Raw genomic sequence first — 20,954 nt, forward strand, 5'->3', positions numbered from 1 at the left:
GTTTTGCTTTTTCTGACCTCTGCGTTCTGAGCCTCTTGTCTCAGAACTCAGAACTCAGAACTCCAGAACTCTGAACTGCGGTTCTACATCGTAGGTCCGAAGCGTTCGTCGGTGCCGTTGCCGGGGACTTGGAAGTCGGGGGGCGAGAGGGCGGTGGGGCCTTGGTCGGCGACGTCGGCGGCTTCCCAGCAAAAGTCGTCGTCGCCGAGCTTACCGTAGACATCGTCATCGACACCGTCGTGCGTGATGGTGGCGAGGCCAGTGCGAAGATTCGAGGTGCCCCAGATGTTGAGCAGCGCGAGGAGCGCGGCGTCGTTATCTGTGGCATTCGAATACGTGGCCGCGCTGAACGGACCAACGCTGGCGACCGAAGTCCACGTGCTGTGTTCGTTGGCGACGCTGCCCGTGATGAGCAGGTCGTTGCCGAACTCACCGCTCATGTTGTCTTCGCCGGTACCGCCGATCAGCACATCGTTGCCGCTGCCTCCGTTGAGGATATCGTTCCCCGCTTCACCCACCAGCAAGTCGTTGCCGAGATAGCCGGCCAGCTGATCGTTGCCCGCACCGCCGTACACGCGATCGTCGCCGTTGCCGCCGTCGGCGATGTCATCGCCGAAGCCGCCGTGCAGGTAATCGTTGCTGTCGAAGCCACCGAGCCGATCGTTACCACCGCCGCCATAAATCACGTCGTTGCCGGTGCCGCCACTCAGCGTGTCGTTGCCGCCAATCGGTGAATCTTGCGGAGGAACAACATCGGTCGATGACGGAGCGTTGTCGCCCCACAGCACGTTGTCGCCGTTGCCGCCATTCACACTGTCATTGTCGAGACCGCCGACGAGCCAGTCGTTGTTCGTGGCACCATAGAGCAGATCGTTGCCACCTTCGCCGTAGAACTCAGCGGAGACCGTGAGGTTCGCTTGCGTGACATAGTCGGCACCGTCGCCGGCATAGACGATCGTCTTATTGCTCACGTTGTAGTCGCCGAACGTGCTGTTGATCCGCAGACGCACGCGGTGAGGCTGTGCCACCGTGTTGTTGCGGCTGAACTGAATCAAGTCGTTCGCAGCAGTCGTGCGAGCGAACAAGTCGCCGATTTGCACGTTCGTCAGCTTGCCTTGGTCGACGAGATTCAAGTCTTCGATTTCACTCCACGATACAGGCTGACCCGCGCTGTTGAGCACGCCCGATGAACCAGCGGCCACAACCACGGGCGCGGTATTCGGGATGGAAGTGATATCGAGATTGAGTGTGTCGCCAATGATGTCGCCGACCGGAGCGGGGAGTGGATTCGTGGGAATGCCGCCGTTGATCGTGATCGCCGTGCTCATGCTCGGGCGAATGAGTTGCGTCGTTGGTGCCACCACAAGACCCACGTTCATCGCGCCCGTGCCGACGAGTCCGGCCGGTGTTTCGCCGAACGTATCGAGGTCCGCATCGCCGAACAGCGAGACGCTCGTCACCCCGCTGGGCGTGCCACTTGGCAGCGGTGCCGTGCCGCCGATCTGATCGGAAGTGAACACGCGGAACTGATCGTTGCCGCCGTTACCGCGCAGAATGACCGCATCGAGATCGTGCGGAGTCGTCGTTGGCGTCAACTGCGAGTTGATGTTGTCCGCGTCGCTGGTGCCGGTGTAATCGAGGTTGTCGATGTTGCGGAAGGTGACACCGCTCGCGTTGAGACCGGTGAGGACGTAATCCGGATCAGTGCCGTTGAGTGCGTTCAGCGCCACGGTGTCACCCGTGAGGTCGCCACTGTCGTTGATCTCGAGGCGATCGACGGCGAACGTCATGTCGCCGCCGCTGCCGTCGACCACGACCGGACCGGCGATGAAGTCGACCGTCGGAGCCGCATCGAACAGCTGGAACAAGTCGCCGCCAAGACCGCTACGCAGTGTCACCACGCCCGTGTTACCGCTGGTGCTCTGCACTCGCAGCGTATCGACCGCGCCGTCATCGGCGAACAGGCCTTGGCCGTACAAGTTGATCGCCGGATCGTTCGTCTGACCGCTACCCAAGCTGACAAGGTTCAGCGAATCAGCACCGGCGAGAGCATTCACATTCAGCGTCGCAAAATTGTCACCGCTGAAGTCGAACGAAGTGTAACCAACGCCCATGCTCACGCGAGAATCAACTCCATTCGCGGCGATGCTCAGTGCATCCGCCACGTCGCTGCCAAGTACGGTGAGCGCGCCCGGAGTGGCACCTGCGCCCGTGCGCTGCACGAGTTCCACGTTCGCGAAGTACGTCTGCAGGTCGACCGCGTTGCTGGTGCTCAGCACTTCGCCCGTGTTGCTCGGCGTGCTGCCGCTGTTCGTGCCGAAGGCATACGTCTGCGACGCGCTCGGACCGGTGAGGGCGAAGATGAGCGTGTCGTTGTTGCCGCCGCCATCGAAGAAGAACTCGGCCTGCCCTGCGAGGTTCGTGTTGTCGCCGGCTCCTGGAGCGAGTCCGCTGAAGTTCACGAGCCCACCGAGGTCGTTGATCGTGAGGAAGTCGCGATCGTTGCTGCCGAGGTAGGTGAACGAGAGAATCGTCGCGAAATCGCCTTGAAACACGATGCCGACGTCGTTGTCGTCCGGCGCGATCGCATCGCCGGTGCGCGACAGCACGAAGTCGGCTCCGCTGCGTGACAAGGTGAGATGATCGTCGACATTCGTGTTGCCGAACGGCGTGTTGTTCGCATCGAGCGCCAGGTGATACGCGGCGTTGGCGTTCACATCTTCGATGCTCGTGTACACCACCTGTCGCAGCGGTGCACCAAACGTCCACGTCCCCGCGCCGATGCCGCCAAGCGTCAACAGCGGATTCACCGCCGCGCTGATGTCCAAATTCAACGTATCACCCGGCGACGTTCCCACCGGCAGATTCCCATTGATGAAGAACTCCGTCGTGCTCTGCGGTGCCAAGTTAAACGTATCGTGGTCGTCATTGCCGTTCAGATACGCGCCACCCACCGGTGCCAGCGGTGTCGTAATCACCGCCGTATTGGCGATGGTCGCCACTCCTCCGCTGGCGTCGGCACTACCGGCATCGACGTTGACAGTAAGTGAACCGGCTGGAGTAGTGACCGCCCCGGCGATGTTGGTGTTGTCGCCGGAATTGAGTGTGATATTAGCCCCAGATGTCACTGAAGCCGTGTTGGAAACGGCGATATTCTCGGTGCCGAGATTGGTGTCAATGGTTGCGAGCACGATCGCGCCGGTCGCGCTGCTTGCACCAGCCAGGTCGAGATTGGAATTCTCTTCGATACTAACGCTTCCGGTGCTGATGAACGTCAGCGTGCCGAAATTGATTGCGTCGCCCGCTTGATTGCCAAGGACAATGCTCGGAGCGGTGAGCGTCGCGTTGCCAATCACGGTGACGCTGGCTGCGGCCGCATTGGTGAGCGCGCCGGGCGAAGCGAGTATTAGGGTGTTCGCCGTGCTTGCACCTGCAAGCTGCGTGGCACTGTCTTCGGCGATATTCACCGCGCCCGCACTATTAAACGTGAGGGAACCGAAGTTCAGTAAATCCCCTGCTTGATTGCCCAGTGTGATTGTCGGTGCACTGAAGCTGGCATTGCCGCTAATTGCCACGCTCGCCGCAGCGGCGTTGGTGATGCTGGCGAGCGAGTTGAGCGTGGCACTTGCCGCAGTGCTCGTGCCGACGAGCAGCATCGCATCATCTTCGGCAATGCTTACGGCACCCGCGCTATTGAATGTGAGTGAGCCAAAGGCAAGTGCGTCGCCCGCCTGGTTGCCGAGTGTGATCGTCGGCGCGTTGAAGTTGGCATTGCCGCTGATCGTCACACTTGCCGCCGCTGCATTCGTAACGCTGACGAGCGAACTGAGCGTGGCACTCGCTGCGGTGCTAGTTCCAGCGAGTTGCAGACCATCGTCTTCGGCAACATTCACCGCTCCTACGCTGGTGAACGTGAGCGAACCGAAGTTGAGGAGATCTCCCAATTGATTACCAAGGGTAATCATCGGTGCACTGAAACTAGCATTGCCACTCACGATGACACTTGCCGCTGCAGCATTGGTAACGCTCACCGTTGAGTTAAGGGTGACGCTGGTCGCGGTGCTTGTTCCGGCAAGCAACATGGCATCATCTTCGGCAACGCTCACTGCGCCGGCGCTATTGAACGTGAGCGAACCAAAGTTCAACAAATCTCCCACCTGATTGCCTAGCGTGATGTTCGGTGCACTGAAGTTGGCATTGCCAGTCACTACGACGCTCGCGGCCGCAGCGTTTGTAATGCTAACTAGCGAACTGAGTGTGGCACTTCCAGCCATGCTTGAACCACCGAGTTGAAGCCCATCATCTTCAGCAATGCTCACCGGCCCGCTGCTATTGAATGTGAGCGAACCGAAGTTCAGCAAATCCCCTGCTTGATTGCCCAGGGTAATGCTTGGTGAAGTGAAGCTGGCATTGCCAGTGACGATCACGCTGGCCGCGGCGGCATTGGTGATGCTGACTGGAGAGGCGAGAGTTGCGGTGGCAGCGGTACTCGATCCGGCGAGTTGCAGGCTATCGTCTTCGGTGATGTTGACTGCGCCCGGGCTGTTGAATGTCAGCGAGGCGAAGTTGAGTTGATCACCGGCCTGGCTGCCCAGTGCGATGCTACTGCCGCCGACACTGACGGACCCGTTTACCGTGAGCAGGGCGCCAGGCGCATTCGTAAGCGCGCCGGCTGCCGTTATCGTTGCACTGCCAGCTGTATTGCTCAGGGCCACTAGGTTGAGAGCGTTGACCTCATCGATAATGATGCTGCCAATACCGGTAGCCAAAGAGGCATCGACAACATCGGTATCCAGATTGATGCCAGCGCCCGCAGTCGCGATGAGCGTGGAGGCAACGACATCGGTGTTTGTGCCGGTCGTGTTGATCGGACCACTGCCAGCCGCCAGGTTAACAAGCGAATTCGAGGTGGCAACACCACCATTGTTAAAGGTAATGCCTAGACCCGTGAGCGAAACATTACCAGCCGCAGCGTTTACCTGCTCATTGACGGTCAGCAGACCGGATGCGGAAATAGTGATATTGCCCCCAGCAGCGGACACGCCATTCGCGGCTGATACGCCACCAATGACAAGTGCGCCCGCATTGGCAACAAACACCCCTGCAGTGCCGCCGATTGCTTCGAGATTGCCAACCGTCGTTTCGATTGCATCTCCGGGGCCGACCCCCAAAGTGGCCGACAGAAGCAGCGCTGGTGCCGTGATGTTGTTCGCGGCACCGTTGCCATCGGCAATCGAGCCCGCAGTAGCATTCAGGCTGGCGGTGCCGACTACTGTCGTGGTTCCGCCGCTGAGAACAATCGCTTCGTTGGTCGCTGTTAACGAGCCTCCGATATTGCCGCCGCTAAAGGTTGTGGTGCCCGTACCGGTTGTTTGTGTGACATTCCCCGTGGTGAGAATGGTGCTACTGAAGAGGAGGTCGTCGATCGTGGCAACGGCGATGGAAGGGAGCGGCGTATTGCTGCCGACGGGGCCAGCGAATGTGATGTCGCCGGTGCCTGTGATGTTCAACTGCTGCGTGCCATCAATGGGGCTATTCGTCGTGAGCAGCGATGCCGAGTCATTGGTGATTGTCTGCGGATTGGTCGCGAGCAGGATCCCATCGAGGTCCACAATGTTGCTTGCCGCGTTGGTGGCAACCTGGTTGATGCCGCCGCTGGCAACATTGAGCGTGATCGTGTTGCCTTGCAGCAGGTAAGCAGCACCCACTGTCTTGTTGAGTGTGATAGTGTCGAACGAGTAGCTGACGAAGTCGTTGTCGTTCGATTCACGGGTATTTCCCTGATCTCCAAAGACGAGGTTGTCGCCAATAAAGGGAGCAACATCACCGACCCAGTTCAATCCGACCGACCAGGCGTTGCTAGGACTCAAGATGGCATTCGCATCGCCATCCCAGGTGCGGTTGGCAGCCACGGCCTGCAGCACGAAATCGTTGCCATCATTGATGCCAACGGCCGTGTTGTAAGAGGTGCTATAAGTCTTGCCGCCAACTGTGACCGTGGCTGGCGAGAGTTGCGGCGCAGGAGGAAGGATTTGACTGAGGAAGCCGTTGCCGGGGCCGAGCGTGATTGTTCCGGCTGTGTTGCTAAGCACCTTGAACGCATCTAGGCCGTTCACCGGGAAAAAGCCATTTCCAGTCGTACCGTTGATCATCGCCGTGTTGGCGTAACTGGGTACCGCAGCACTCGTGATTGCCGCAGTGCCAGTCACTACCAGTTGGTCGAAGTTAGTCCCGGCAGTGATGCCGTTGATGTCAACTTGCAGCAACGAGCCAGCGAGAAAGTTGATGCCGTTGTTGATGGTGAGCACGCCAGTGTTGTTGGGAGCCGCACCGGTTGGACCCGGATTGACAATGCCGCCCGTTAGCAAGTTTCCGCCAATGGCTGCAACGGACACTAAGCCATCGATGTTGCCTATACCACCGAGCACACTCCCCGGATTGATCGTGACGTCAGTACCAGCCGTACCATTGGCAAGCGAGCCATTCACAAGCAGCGTGCCGCTATCGGTATTCATCGTGGTAACGCCGGTGTACGTATTCGCCGCGGCTAGAACCAAGGTGCCACGTCCGGCTTTGGTAATGGCCATGTTATTGCCAGCCACTGCCGCTTGATTTTGCACAACGGCGTTGACGACCAATTCGTCGCCAGCAGAACTTTCGAAAACGGTCCAAGTGCGTGTGGCGGCCGCTCCTGCGTCTGCTTGTAAAGCAAGAATGCCTCCAATGGTGGCCGGTGTCGTGGTGACACCCCGCTGCACGATGGCGGTAACCGCCCCGGCTACCGTTAAGACACCTGTCGAAGTCAGCACGTCACCGCTGGTTGGGCCAACTACCAGCACAAGGTTCGTGATTTGATCGTTCAGGGCACCAAGATTCAAGAATCCACTGCTGAGTACGTTAACGCTGGACGTATTAGCAATGTTGTCGGTCCCTGCTGTAGGACTATAGAGCACTTGATCGGCATTGTTGCCACCCGAGGAGTCCCCAACGAAGAGGGCACCGGCAATTGCCACAGCTGTGCCGGACTTGTTCAGTGTCAAGGTGCCCGCGTTGACGAACACGCCACCGGTGATGAGATTCGACGACGCACCACTAAGTTCCAGTTCGCCTTCGCCAACCTTGACGTAGTTGTGAGTATTCAAAGCGGCGGGAGTGCTGTTGGTTCCGCTGATGACGCCGGACAAGCGAAGGATAGCGCCGCTTTCGACACCCAGTGCGTAACTTCGGACATTACCATCTGTCGAACGCAAATCGATATTGCCTGCCCAAGTGGTATCGCCGGTGATCGTGCGAATCGTTCCTGTCCCGAGTGCGGTGACAACGAGAGCCGTCGGAACAGTGCCGTTCAAAATGCCGGATACGGTTCCGTTCGAATCCAGTCGCAACAATTCATTGTTGATAGTGCCAGCCGCCGCAGTTTCGAGAACCGCTCCGGGCGAGACGATGGTTGTGGTGTCGGCGCCCGTGTCGCCCAAAGCATCCAAGTGCTGGACCTGCAACGCGCCGCCGCTAATTGTCGTGGTTCCGGCATAGGTGTTAGCTGCCGACAACGCTAGCCGTCCAGCACCCGCTTTCGTCACTCCCGCGGCAGCAGACTGTGAGATGACTGCCGAGATATTCAGTTCGATATTGGCGGGCGAATCGTTGGTGGTAATCGTGCGAGTCGCAGCCAGTTGCAGGCTGCCTGCGATTGTGGCGGGAGTGGCCGTGACAATGCCCGTGAACGGCGTCACGGTGATGCCGCCTGCGGGGTCTAGATGAGTGGTTGCGCTGCCGGTCGCGATGTCTCCGCTCATCGTTTCGCCCAGGATGAGCGTGATCAGGCCGGATGTCGAGTCCGTGAACGAGCCAAGGTTATTCAGGTTCAAGAGACCGTCGGTGTTAACTGTCACTGCGACATTGCCGATTTGATCTGCCGTCAGTGCACCTGACACGTAACGCACTTCGGCCGAGTCGTTGAGGCCGGCGTTGTCGCCGATTTGCAGTGCTCCGGAGATCGCCGGTCCGGTCGTCTTATTCAGTTCCAAAGTGCCGTCCAGAACATTGAATCCGCCGGTGATCGTATTGGCTGCTCCACTCGTGCGGAGTGTTCCCGGGCCCACTTTGTAAACGGCTCGATTGGCCGCGGCAGTTGGCGTCGTGTCGTTTTCGAGGCCAATGATTGCCCCATCGAGGTCCAGGCTGCCGGCGTCAACACCAATCGCAATCGTACTCGAATTTGTGCCGTCGGTGACATTGCGCAGGCGGATTTGCCCAACGGGACTGACGATGCTGTTGACTCCCGCGAGGCTGCGTAACGTGCCCGTGAAGACATCGGCAGTGGATGTTCGATTGAGGTAGCCGCGAGTATTCAGCCCTGACAAATTGTTGATGTCCGTCAGCGACAAATCGAGCACGCGCCCGGTAATGTTGACTGGCCCACCCGAGCCATCAATTTCTAGAACTGCCCCCAGGTCGCCACGGACCATAATCGAAGCAATCTCGGCACTAGTGCCCAAAGCGTTGCTGTTTGCGGCACGGAGGATGCCGCCCTCAACCCGGATGCCATCGTTGCTCGTAAGGCTGCTGGTTAAGACGTAATCTCGCACATCAAACGTGTTGTTGCCGGACCACGCCAGTGTGCCGATGCCACGCTTGGTCGGGACCAGCAGATCGCCACCACCGCTGATGACCCCCGACATGGTAACGAGGGTCTGATTATCCGGCACGTCAAGGTTCACAACCTGAGCCGTAGTGGACCCGATCAAGGTGATGCCACCAGTGAGCGTCAGGTCGTCGGTCCCGCCAAAAGCGCGCTGACCGCCGAAGGTAATCGTGATATTCGGGTTGATGGTGAGCGAGTTGGTCAGGTTTTTGTTGCCGCCAACGGGAAGTAGCTGGGAGCTACCGTCCAGATGAACGCGGGCAGTTCCTAGGGCCGTGTTACTGCCAATCGAGAGAATACCGCCGTTGAGTCGAATGCCCGCTTGGCCTTGAACCTGCTCGGTGGCATTGGTAGCGGCCGTTGGCGTACCGGGGGCCGTTACACTGAACTGCATCAGGTTAAGAAGATTCGCCTGCCCCAAATGGTTGTTGAACTGCACATCGAAGACCAGATTCGTGACGCCAACCTCGGTGACCGTCACACCGCTCGGTCCGATGTTGGCCATGCTTTCGAGAGCAGCATCGATATTGGCCGCAGTGGCCAAGCCCGTCGCACCGTACAACGCGGTGACGGTAGAGCCATTGAACGTGAGCGTAATCGTCGAGCCCACTGTTGGTGCAGCGGTAATGGCAATTCGTTGGGTTTCGTCGATACCGGCCAGGAAGCTATTGGCTCCGTTGTTCAGCAGTAAGCCACCCGCCCCTGCTTTGACCAGACGTCCATTCGAGATTGCCGCATCAATGGTCAATTCATTGAGGCCGACGCCGTCGGCGATGGTGAAAGTACGAGTTGCGTTGCCAAGATGCAAATTGCCGGTAATGGCCGCTGCACCACCGAGATTGGCCAAGCCAGCAGTGAATGTGGCGTTGCCATTGAGTTGCAGGGTGCCCGTTCCGGTGTTGATCGAACCGCCACGCATATCCAAGCTGGCCGCGCCGAGCGAACCGCCACCGCCGGTGTTGATCACCGCTCCACCGGCCATGGTCAATGCTCCAATCGTGTCGCTACGCGTGGCAGTATCAAGCGTGCCGTTGCTGTTGACGTTGACTGCTACGCCGTCAGCGATTTGATTGGTGCTGGTGCCGGTATAGATGATCGAGGCAGCACCGGTGGGATCGAAATTGCCCGTGTCGTTGATCGTGGTGGTGCCTTGGATCGAAAGACTGGTTCCCGTCTTGTTGAGCCGCAATGTCCCTTCGTTAATGTTTCTGGCGCCGGTCGAGACATTCGTTGTGCCGCCTGCGAATTCCAGTATGCCGGCACCAAGTTTTGTAAGCGTTTGATTGCCGGTGATATTGGCATTCAGCAACAGTGTGCTACCGGTGCCTGTATGAATGGGAGTTTCGGTGCCCAGCGTGATTACCGTCGCGCCATTACCAAGCGTGACTGTGTTACCGCCAATCGTGCGGAGCGAACCGGTGTAGTTGTCGTTGATGCCGTAGCCATTGAAGGTGAAGGGCTTGTTTTGGAAGTCTCGTACACCGCTCGTGGCATCGAAAATAAGTGTCGCACGACGATTCACCGTGACGAGCGCGGGCGAAGCTGTTTCGCCACCAAGGCCATCATCGTGAGCGACGGTGAGAGTACCGCTGTTCAAGGTAACCGTGCCGTTAAATGTCGGATCGTTATCGCCGCTGAGCGTGAGCGCGCCGGGACGATCTTTGCGCAGCGAACCCGTTCCGCTTAGCTGGCTACTGATCGTCAGACCTGAGCCGGATTCTGTCAGGAAGAGTGGTTCACGTGTGCCACCCGTGGCGTAGTCCAGTTGGTTGACAGAAATGGTGTTGTTACCTGTTTGGGCGACAATCAGGCCCGGGTTGGCCGCGGTTCCCACCTGCAGCGTATTGGCACCACTCACCGTCACGCCATTCCGCAGGAGCAAGGCAGCAATTGTGTTACCGGCACTCAGAATTCGATTTGCCGGGGCTTCGGTTCCATCCAGCCGTACGATTCCATTGGGCGTATTGATGTCGCTGGCGTACGTCAAAACTCGGCCGACAAAGTACGGAGTGCCAATGGCGGCATCGCCGTCGGTAACCAGGTCAAACGAACTTCCTGGGCCTTCCACTGTGCCATAGGGAAGGACATTGTTGACCAGTGGATCTGTTCCCGTGATTTGAACTCGATTGGTGGTGATGTCGTCGATATGGTCGCCGACCCCCACAAAATGAACCGTGCCCCCAGCGGCCCGTGCCAGAGTCGCGGCACGCAACTCCGTGATGCTCACGCCGTCCGAAGTGAGTTGAATGCGGTTTTCGAAGGAGTTGCCCGCATTCAACGAGAGCAAATTGACTTGCTCTAGAGAGCCGACTCCTGCATCGCCCACTAGGTTCAAGGTGCCGCCGGCCAAGGTGAGATCGGCAGTGTTGTCGATGCGATCAGCAGTCCCTGCGGTGTCGTCATCGAGAGTCAGCACGGCACCCGCGTTAACGGAAACGTCGGCCGTAGCGCTGGTGCCCAGGGTGCCTGCGCCCCGAGCAATCAGAGTGCTCGCGACAACGGTCGTTAAACCGTTGCTGAAACCTTGGGAGGCAAAGTCAATGGTCGTTGCACTCACGACCGTTGCGCCGGTGTAAGTGTTGGCTCCGGTGAACACCAGGGTGCCTGTTCCGTCTTTGGTAGGCGTCGCGTTTGAAATGACGGCACCAATCACCAGGTCGTCAGCGGCGTTCAGCACATAGCTGTCGTTGATGGTAAACGTGCGAATACCACCTGCATTCAGCAAGCCGCTAATGGTTGACGCTGGTGTCGCGCCGGTAGTGATAAGGCCGCCGCCGCTACCGACCGTCACCGTGCCACCCAAAGTGAGCGTGCCAGTGGTGGAACTGACATCGCCGGCAATCAACATGAGGCGATTCAGCGTTAACGCCCCGATCGTTTCGTTGAACGCGCCCAGTTCGAGACTGCCCGAAGCATTGACCGTGACTGTCTGGGTGTTGGAAAGTTGTTCGTTACCAAGCAGGCGGAGAATGTCTGCATTGTCGCCGCCGCCGCCATCGCCGATGGTTGTTCCTGCGTCAGAGCTTGTGCCTGCGCCGGTTTTGTTTAGCTCAACAATGCCTTCCCGAACTTCGATGGTGTTGAGCGTGTTCACGCCAGTGCCGGAAGTTTGCAGGATGCCCGTCCCCGTTTTGGATAGCGTGAAGTCACCGACGATTGTGGCGGCGGATCCTCCACCGAGGTTCAGCGAATCGGGTGTAGCGCCGCCATCGTCCACCCGCACGAACGAATTGCCGGTCAGTGCAATATTGCCGGTCCAGGTGATGGTCTCGCTGGCGGCGGCAGCATCGTAGATCCACAATCCGCCAAAGTTCGCAAAGCCATTGCTGGCCAGCGACAACGGTTCGGAAATCGTGAGTCCACCTCCCACTTGCAACGATGCACCACCGGCGACAACCGTGTTTCCTGTTGTCGTACCGAGTGCGCCGGCATTGGTGATTCGCAGCACGCCGCCGCTGACCGTCGTAACGCCGTCATGAGCATTCGCGCCGGTGATCGTGACCTGACCAACGCCACCCTTGGTGATGGCCATCGGTCCAACGCCGGTTTCGTTGATCAAGGCGCTGACGATCGAGTCGCTATTGAACGTATTGTTGTTGATGGTGAGTGCTGTGGCGGCAGCGACGTTCAAGTTCAAGGCACCGCTGAGCGTTGCCGTTTTGCCGACAATGAGATTGAAGGCGAGCGTCTGGGCAGTGGCGCCCGAGATGGTGCCGCCAAGAGTTAGATCCTCGTTGCCACGCAGCGTCAGGCTGTTGCCAAGGGTGATGTTGTGGTTGTCAGTAACCGAGCCGCCACCGGGAATTGCCAGCAGCGAAGCGGCTCCTGTGACGTTGACCGTCGACGTGGCGTTGCCGAGGGAGTTGCCATCTTTAATCGCGAGTATACCACCGTTGAGATTGGTGGTCGCGCCGACGTAGGTCCCTGAATTGTTGCCGGTGAGAGCCAACGTGCCGGCATTCTGCTTGTTGAGGGAGGCAGCCGTGTTTTGGATCGTGGCGGCAATCTCTAGTTCGATGAGGTGGAGCGCATCGGCAATATTGAAGACACCGGCGTTGGCATTGGCGAATTGAATGTTGCCATTGCCGATGAATCCAGCGGGCGAACTAGCGAGGAGCCCCGTTGCGTTGGTGCCAACCGTTTGTGCGGTGCCGGTGGGGGCCAGAATGATGGTACCACCGCCCAAGTCATACCTGCCCGCTGAAGTTTGTCCCAATCGCGTAAATACTGCCAAGGCGAGGTTGTTCACAACCGTTTCAGTATTGCCGTTAAGCTCGAACAGACCTTCGGTGTTTGCAATCAGTTGCTCGGTGACTCCCAGCTGTTCGCTCTGAAGCCAGCGGACGATGTCAGCGGTTGCGCCGCCAACTCCGCTGTCGTTGCCGGCTTCAATGCGTCCTTGTACGGCAATCGCTCCACCTGACTTGTTCAATTCCAGTATGCCGTCCTGGACAATCATGGTGCCCGAGAAGGTATTACTGGTCGAACCAGCAAACTGCAGCGTGCCATTGAGCAGCTTGTTCATCGCTTGCGCGCCAGAGATAGCGCCGCTGAGAATAAGTCGTTCGCCCACTCCGGAATCGTCAACGCCGATTGATGTGCCCCCAGCGAGGACAGTATCGCCACTCCAGGTGTTTACGCCGTCAATGCTGCGGATCGCACCTTGACCGCCGAGACCACCGCCATTGAGCGTAAGTGGTTCCGCCGAACTCACATTGTCGATAATGAGTGAAAATCCTGAACCGACTGATGTGCCTCCGGTTGCTGCCGTCGATCCAAGCGGAGTGGTACCCCGGGCGACAACTTCACCGCCGGCAATATTGGTGGTGCCGCCGTAGGTATTGCCAACAGTGGGATTGAGGACTAAGCGGCCGCCTGCCGTCTTATCGAAACCGCCCGAGCCAGAAATATTAGCTCGAATGATCAGGTCTTCGATGGAGGCAGAATCGTTGGCGACGATGTCGGAGAGTGCGGGGCCTGTAGTGCCGTCGGTAAAGGTGAGGTTGCCATCTTCGATGGTCACCGGTGCTGGCGCACCACCGGCCAGGACCGACACAAAAATGTTATGCGCTCGCGCGGCACCGCCGTTGCCGGCTACCAGATTGATCGTGCCTCCATTGAGGTCAACATCGGCACTAAACAGGGGACCGACGAATAGGTTCAGCGCGTTCGTATTGTCCTGGCCGTTGGCGATGGTACCAAAGGTCTCGGTTCGCCCCCCAAGATCGTAGAAGCCGGAAGAGTGCACCGTCACAATCGATTGGTTGCCGCCGCCGACCAGATCAGCAATCTGGTTGTCGCCAAGTTGAATGAGCCGATCGGAATTGTCGCTCCCCACATGATCGCCAACAAAGATGGCCGGATTTGCGCCGGAGTTGAGCGCCAGGACGCCTCCCAGCTTGTTTAACTCAAGCGTCCCTTGATAGAGGATGCTGGCAGCACCCAGTGTATTAGCACCCGTGCCCGTCAATTCCAGTGTGCCACCGCCAAACTTATTGAAACCATTGGAAGCGACTACACCCGTATTGGTTGCTCCGCCGACGATGAGTTCCGTCCCCGCCGCAACATCAATGCCCGTACGGTTGTTGTTAAGAGTGATATTTCCGAGCCAAGTGATGATGCCGCCGCCTGTGACTCGCAAAGGAACATTTCCCAGCGTTGCTTCGCCGGAACCACTGAGGCCGATGGCTTCCGAAGTTCCACCAACGGTGCCCACCGTGATTCCGCCGGAGAGTTCCACAGTGCCGCCATAGGTGACCGTGACATTGCCTGCATCGGTTCCAAAGGCCTTGTTCTTACGAGCGTTGAGAACGCCTTCGGTCACCAATACCGTTCCGGTGTAGGTGTTGTCGGTGGCACCGGACAAAATAAGCGTGCCAATACCCGCTGACGTGAGGGCTCTCGCTCCACCGGTTTCGGCAATAGCGCTTTGGATTTCCAGCGTTGCTCCACTACCTCCCAGTTGTGCGGGAGTGGTGCTGACGATTCCCTCCGCGCCGAGCGTGACAGTCGGAATGCTGATGATGTTGCCGTTGCCTACCGAAGTCAGACCGCCGCTGGTGAACGTCAGGTTGGTCGCTGCTGCACCACTCAAAGTGAGACCATTGCCACGAATGAGCACAGAATTCAGAGAAAGGTTTGCTGTGAGTGACTCGCTGGCTGTCAGCAGGTAGTTACTGCCGGGGACAGCGGAGTTGATGCCGCCAGTGGCGTAATTCGTAAACGCTTGCACGCTGGAATTGACACCGACGACCGTGGCGAAGTCAATCTGGCCGGAAAGAGAACGCACGCTCGCGTAGGGAAGAATCTCGTTGCCATTGTTGCCGGTGGTCGCAGGTGCAGTCGTGACCACAATGCTCGCACCCGTGGCGGTTCCTTGTGCTGTCGTTGCCACGACCGGCGCACCCGTTCCCGTGAGCAAATTGGCCACCAGTGGTGTGACGTTGTTGGCAGACAGACTGTTAAGGAAAGTGATTGTGTAGGGACCGCTGGTTGCTCCTGACACGAGCACATTTCCGCCACCGACCGTGGGCAGTCCTTCCAAGGCGGTTTGCAGTTGCGCAGCGGTCAATGTCGCGCGGGTCAAAATTCCGGATACAGGTGAGCCATTGAAGCTGACGTTGAAAGTGGTGACGGTGGCGGGAATCGTGAGCGTTTGAATCTCGTTGGAACTGAAGTCCCGGCCGCGCGCTACAAATGCAAGGGCCGTATTGGCATTGCGCGTGATGGCGCCAAGTCGCAAATTCGAAGACGATCCAGCCGCCGTACTGGTCAGAACATGGACAGCGCTGGAGGTGTTAGCGTTGAGCGTGAGAGTACCGACCGCTTCGGTCGAAGCTGTCCCTTCCTTACCTACAAATGCCAGTGTGCCGCCAGATAGTGCAATGCCGGTCGTGTCTCCTAAACGATTGGCCAGATTTGCGCCGGCGAGATTGTCGATCTGAAACACGCCGCCGACGTTGACGGTGACGCCGTTCGTGTTAAAGGCCGTCCCTTGGTCTCTCAAAATCAGTGTGCCGCCGTTGGTGTTAACGACGGTGCTGTTTGAATAGGTGTTGATGCCCGACAGAATCACCGTGCCGAAGCCGCTTTTGCTGACACCCTGGCCGGAACCAATCGATTCGCCGATTCCGCCGGAGAATTCGACCTGGAGAGCGACGGGCATGTTGAACGTCACATTCTGATTGACAGTGGCGTTCGCGATATTCATTGGCCCCGTAAACTTCAGATTGTTGCCGCCGCCGCCCAACGTGGTGCTGCCACCCAAGTTGTAGGTGGAGTTGCCGTTGAGCACGAATTCGTTATTCAGTTCGCGCGCGCTGCTGTAGGCCACGAGCGTTGAACTGACGAAATAGACGCGACTCGTACCGAAGGCATTGTCGTGCCCCACGGCCAAGTCGCCGGCGCCCAAGTAAGTCGTCCCCGAGTAGTCGTTATTACCAGATAGCAGCAGTGTGCCGTTTCCCTGCTTGACGATGCCGCCAGAACCGCTGATCTTGGCAGAGATAACCACTTCCAGCGGCAAGTTGGCGCTGCCGGAGTTCGTATCAATCGTTCTCGGTACCGCTCCCAAGTTGAGATTGCCGCTGAGCGTAAACGGTGCTGTCAATGTGAAGATTGCGGCACCTTGGTCACCATTGTCACTGCCTCCCGCAATGTTGCCATTCAATGTCAACGTGCCAGTGCCGGTAGCGACCGCTCCACCTGCTTGAACGGAAAGGGCATTCTGCACGTCCGCGACACCGATGGTGTCGCTGTGGTTGTTCAAATCCAGCAAGCCCGTTGGCGTGATCGTGACGAGTGCTCCGTAGTCGGGAAGTTGGTTCGGTTGCAAATAGCGCACGGCGTCGGAGCCGGCAAAACCCGATTGAGGGTTCGCATCACCAATCGTCAGTGGCCCGGCCAGCGCGTTGCCGCCGGTTTTGTTGAGTAAGAGTGTTCCCTCTTGCACCGTGGTCGTGCCAGACAGTGTGTTGGCACCGGTACCACCAAGTTCGAGCGAGCCAAAACCCGATTTGATGATGCCGAGCGACTGCAATCCAGTGCCGTCAACGATTGCTGAGCTAACGGTCAGATCGGTTCCGGAAGCGCCGTCGTTCACTTGCCAGGTGCGCGTATTCGCGGCCGCGACAGTACCATAGATTTGCAGTGCCAGGGTCCCGCCGGCGATGGTTGCGCCAGCGGCATTACCGGTCCCCTGCGTGAATACGGTCGTGTTTCCATTTGTGGTGAGAGTCCCGCCTACACCGATGGAAACATCGGCTGCGTCATTGGCTGCAACAACCAGGTTGAGGTTGGCAATGACTTCGCTATTGCCATTCAAGTCGAAGGTGCCCGAGGAATGAACCTGGATGCTTACCCCATCGGCGAGAGCGTCGTTGCTGGCAAGTCGTAAAATTGCTGACGGAGCAGTTGGACTATCGCTGCCGATGAACACGGTGCTGCTGGAGATGCCGTTCACACCGTCTTCGCGATCAAGCTCGAGTGTTCCCTGATAAATGCGGGTATTCGTATTCGAGCCGGTAGCGAGTGCTCCAGCTAGTTCCAGCGTACCACCGCCGATCTTGATGAGTTCGACATTGTCGGATCCAAGCGTTCCCGCCAGTGTCAATGTACCGGCTTGCGATGACACAAACGTGTTGGCGCTGGCGATGACTGGGAACCCTCCCAATATGCCAGTCAGGTCCGTAGCATCGCCACCGCGAGTGATTGTTCCAGCAATCGAACTGTCGCCGGAGAGATTGTTTATCGCGCCAATTGCAGAACCATAGGTGTCGGCACCACTTCCCGGCGCATTCGGACTGAAGCCGACACCCGTCAAGGAGAGCGGTTCGAGGCCGATGTTGAGATCTCCGCTGAGTTGCAACGTCGCACCTTGGCGCACACTGGTGGTTCCCGCTGTTGAACCGAGCGCATTGCTGTGAGTGATTTCGAGAATGCCTTCATTGACATTGATCGCACCCGAGGTCTGGTTGTCGCCACCGAGAACGAGGGTGCCACGTCCACCTTTCTGCAGGATGTTGGAGAAGATCGAACTGGTAATGGTTGCCGTACCTGCAACGACTGTCGTAAAGCCACTGCCCGTGCTGAGATTGGTAGTCGTGATCGCGCTGTTGCTGCCGAGGATCATCGCTCCCGAATTCACCGTGACCGTAGCGTTGGTGCCACTCAGTGTGTGGCCAGTTCCATCGGGAACAATGAGCAGGGCATTGATGCTCTTGGATGTCGTGAGCGCAACGCTGGCAGATAGTTTGACGTTGCTAAACGCGCTGGCCTGCGTGATGTCCGTCACGTAGGCGCTTGCGGGCAGCGGAATAATGGCGAAGCCCTCGGCGCTAGAGTCAAAGGTAGTGAAGTCGATGGCTCCACCCGGACCGCGCACGACACCTTGCGGCAAAATGCCGTCGTCCAAAGTACCTGGGTTGTTCGTGAAGCTCAGGCGGTTTCGTCCGGCAGCGCTGAGAGGCAGGCCGGTGCCGACGAAGTGAGTCGGTCGATCAGTACCCACAGTCAAGGCATTGAAAGTTAGCAACGAGTCAAACAGACCGGCGGATGTATTTTCGACTTCGATCGTCGATTGCACGCTCTGTCCCGGACTGATTGTGCCTAGATATTCGCTCGCAGCTGCTGAACTGTTCCCAACGAAGTGAAGTCGACCGCTGTTTGCCACTGCAGCAGCATCATTAATACGGTCAGCGAGATTTGTTGTACTGTTGTCGATGCGCAGCACACCACCAACACCGATCGTCACGCCGCTGGAATTCAGAATCGAGCCTGCACCTCGCACGGCAAGCGTGCCGCCATCGTTGTTGATGGTGGTCGTGCCACTGAAAGTATTCGCAGCAGTTAGCGCGAGCGTACCGCGACCACCCTTGTTGAGGCTCTGGCTGCCGAAGGCCGACTCGCCAATCACGCCGGCGATTGTCACCGTTTGGGCCGGGTCCATGACGCGCAAGGTGCGACTGCCGGTGAGCGTTACATTGCCGGTGAAGGTGAGATTGTCGCTGCCAATGAAGTTGGTGTTGTTGGCATCAATCGAAACCGCGTTGTGGATCGTGCGGGCTCCGCCAACAGCCTTCAGAGTGTTGCCGCCATCGCTCTGCCAGGCAAAGAGGCCGGTGCCAAATGGACCAGTAACAACTCCCACACTATCGCTGCCGACTTCGATAATGCCGCCATTCCAAATAAATGGGCCAGCAAAAGTATTGTTGCCGGACAGGCGCAGCGTACCGCCTCCCGATCGCGTAATACTGGCTTCGCTAGCGCCGGCAATCGTTGCCGAAATGTGCAGATCGGTCGCGATGTTCGCCAATTGCGAATCATTGATTGCGAACGTCTTTGTCGTACCGCCGCCCGTTCCGGAAAAGAAGGTGCCGACGTTGAAAGTACCGTCCTGAATGGTCGCCGCAGGTGTTACTCCGCTGCTCCCTTGAAACCCATTGAGTGTGAGCGTTGAGCCGCCAAGTGTGAGGAGCCCCCCGTTCAAGTCAATATCGGCACTATAGGTCGACCCCATCGTTAGCACGAGATTGCCGATTTCTTCGCTGACCGCGGCGTTTGCGAATTCCAGCCGGCCGGAACTATTAAGGGTGACGGAGTTGAGCCCGCTGTCAAAGAACGTGAGAGTGGGAATCTGATTGCTGGCCAAAATCCTTACGATAGCGCCGTCATCGCCACCGATGTTGTCGCCGATGATTAGATTGCCACCGATGGCATCAATGCCTGCCGTCTTGTTCAGTTCGAGAGTCCCTTGCAGCACGCTCGTTGCGCCGGTGAAGGTATTGTCGGCGGTGCCGCTGAGTTGCAGCGTTCCGCCACCTACCTTCACGAGGTCGATCACCGTATTGATCGCTGCGCTCAACTTGCCACTGATATTAAGGGAACTGCCGAGGCCGCCATCGACACCGATGACGTTGTCGGTACCGGCAAGTTGAATGGCACCGGTCCAAAGATTGTTTCCACCCACACTGCGCAATGCGCCAAGTGTTGACGGGTCGATTCCGCTGCCGAAGCCAACACCAGATTCGGCGATCGAAAGTGACTCGGCGATCGTTCGCCCGCCAGCAACGTGCAACGAAGCACCCGCCGCCACCAGCGTGCTGCCGGTGGTCGCAGACCCCAGGGCTGAGTTGTTGTTCGCCACCAACACGCCTTGGCGAACGTCGGTGAGTCCTTCGTAGCTATTTGCGCCGGAAAGCGTGGCTGTGCCGCTCCCCAGTTTCGACAAGCTGCCGCTGCCAACAATGGAACCGGAGATCGACAGCGCGCCAGAGCCATCGAGCGTCAGAGCCGACGAGGCAAAAATGTTCGTCGTGCCGAGCAGGTTGGCCGTGTTGATGCTACCGGTCACGTTCAGCGTCGCCAGCGAATTGGCAGACATGAAAGTCTGCGCATTGACGAGCGTCGTTGACAGGCCATAGGTATTGGTACCGCTGACGTTGTTAGCCGTCAGGCCACCGTACAACTCAATCGCATTGCCGGTAATGTTGTAGCCGTTGCCTTGAATCAGGATCGTGTTGAAACGAGTTCCTGGAGCCAGGTTGTTGTTGGTGGTAGTCGCCGCTCCGGCTGGAAAGACCAAATCGTCTCCCGTGGTCGGAGCAACATTACCTGCCCAGTTCTGCGCATTCGACCAGTCAGCACTGGCTGAGCCATCCCAAACCATCACCGCGAGCAAAGAGCGTTCTTCGAGTTGCTCCAGGAACAACCTACGTCGGCGAGGGGCCGGCAGTTTGTTTCGCAGGTGAGCGCGCGATTCTTCCCGACCACGACTGTGGAGAGAGCTGTGGGGCATCGAGGGATTCCAAACACGAAGAGGTATGGCCAGCGAACGCCGGCGAGATGAAATCGAGTGCAATGGCCGTCGAAGGCTTGCTGGGACTGTGGCGTACAAATTGCGGCCAAGCGCAATATGCCGTTTGCCAAGATCCCTGCAAACACAAGACAGACTGTCGCGGTTCACCGTAGGCGGTCTGCTTAGTTCGATAAATCCAGCAAAACCCCCTGAAGCTCCGTAACATGGGGGATTCTCATCGACTTGAGATGGTAAAGTCAACTATCACTACCAAAAAAGTAGGGATTAGTACCTCTGCCAGTTTGTCCTTTTAATGCACCTACGCGGAGGGGAGTTAGTCGTGCCAGTCAAACCAAGTGCCTGAATTGGCTCGAAAAATGCTCAAAACCGCGAACCCGCCGTCCGGGTATTTGCTTGGAGCCTTTAGGACCACTGCGGTATAGTGTCGCAGATGCAGCGAGCCTGAGAGTAATTGATCCATCTGCGGCAACGGAAACGATGCCGCCTGACAGGCGA

At 58.1% G+C, this 20,954-nt stretch carries 1 protein-coding gene; it reads right to left on the reverse strand.

Annotated features, from left to right (window positions below):
* Window positions 1-83 precede the first annotated feature (83 nt).
* Window positions 84-20,438, reverse strand: a complete 20,355-nt coding sequence (locus NA78x_RS22575) for an autotransporter-associated beta strand repeat-containing protein (RefSeq protein ID WP_425614644.1) — start codon at window positions 20,436-20,438, stop codon at window positions 84-86.
* Between the last annotated feature and the right edge of the window lie 516 nt (window positions 20,439-20,954).

Origin of the sequence: Anatilimnocola aquadivae (assembly GCF_049819085.1) — a bacterium.
Taxonomy (GTDB): Bacteria; Planctomycetota; Planctomycetia; order Pirellulales; family Pirellulaceae; genus Anatilimnocola.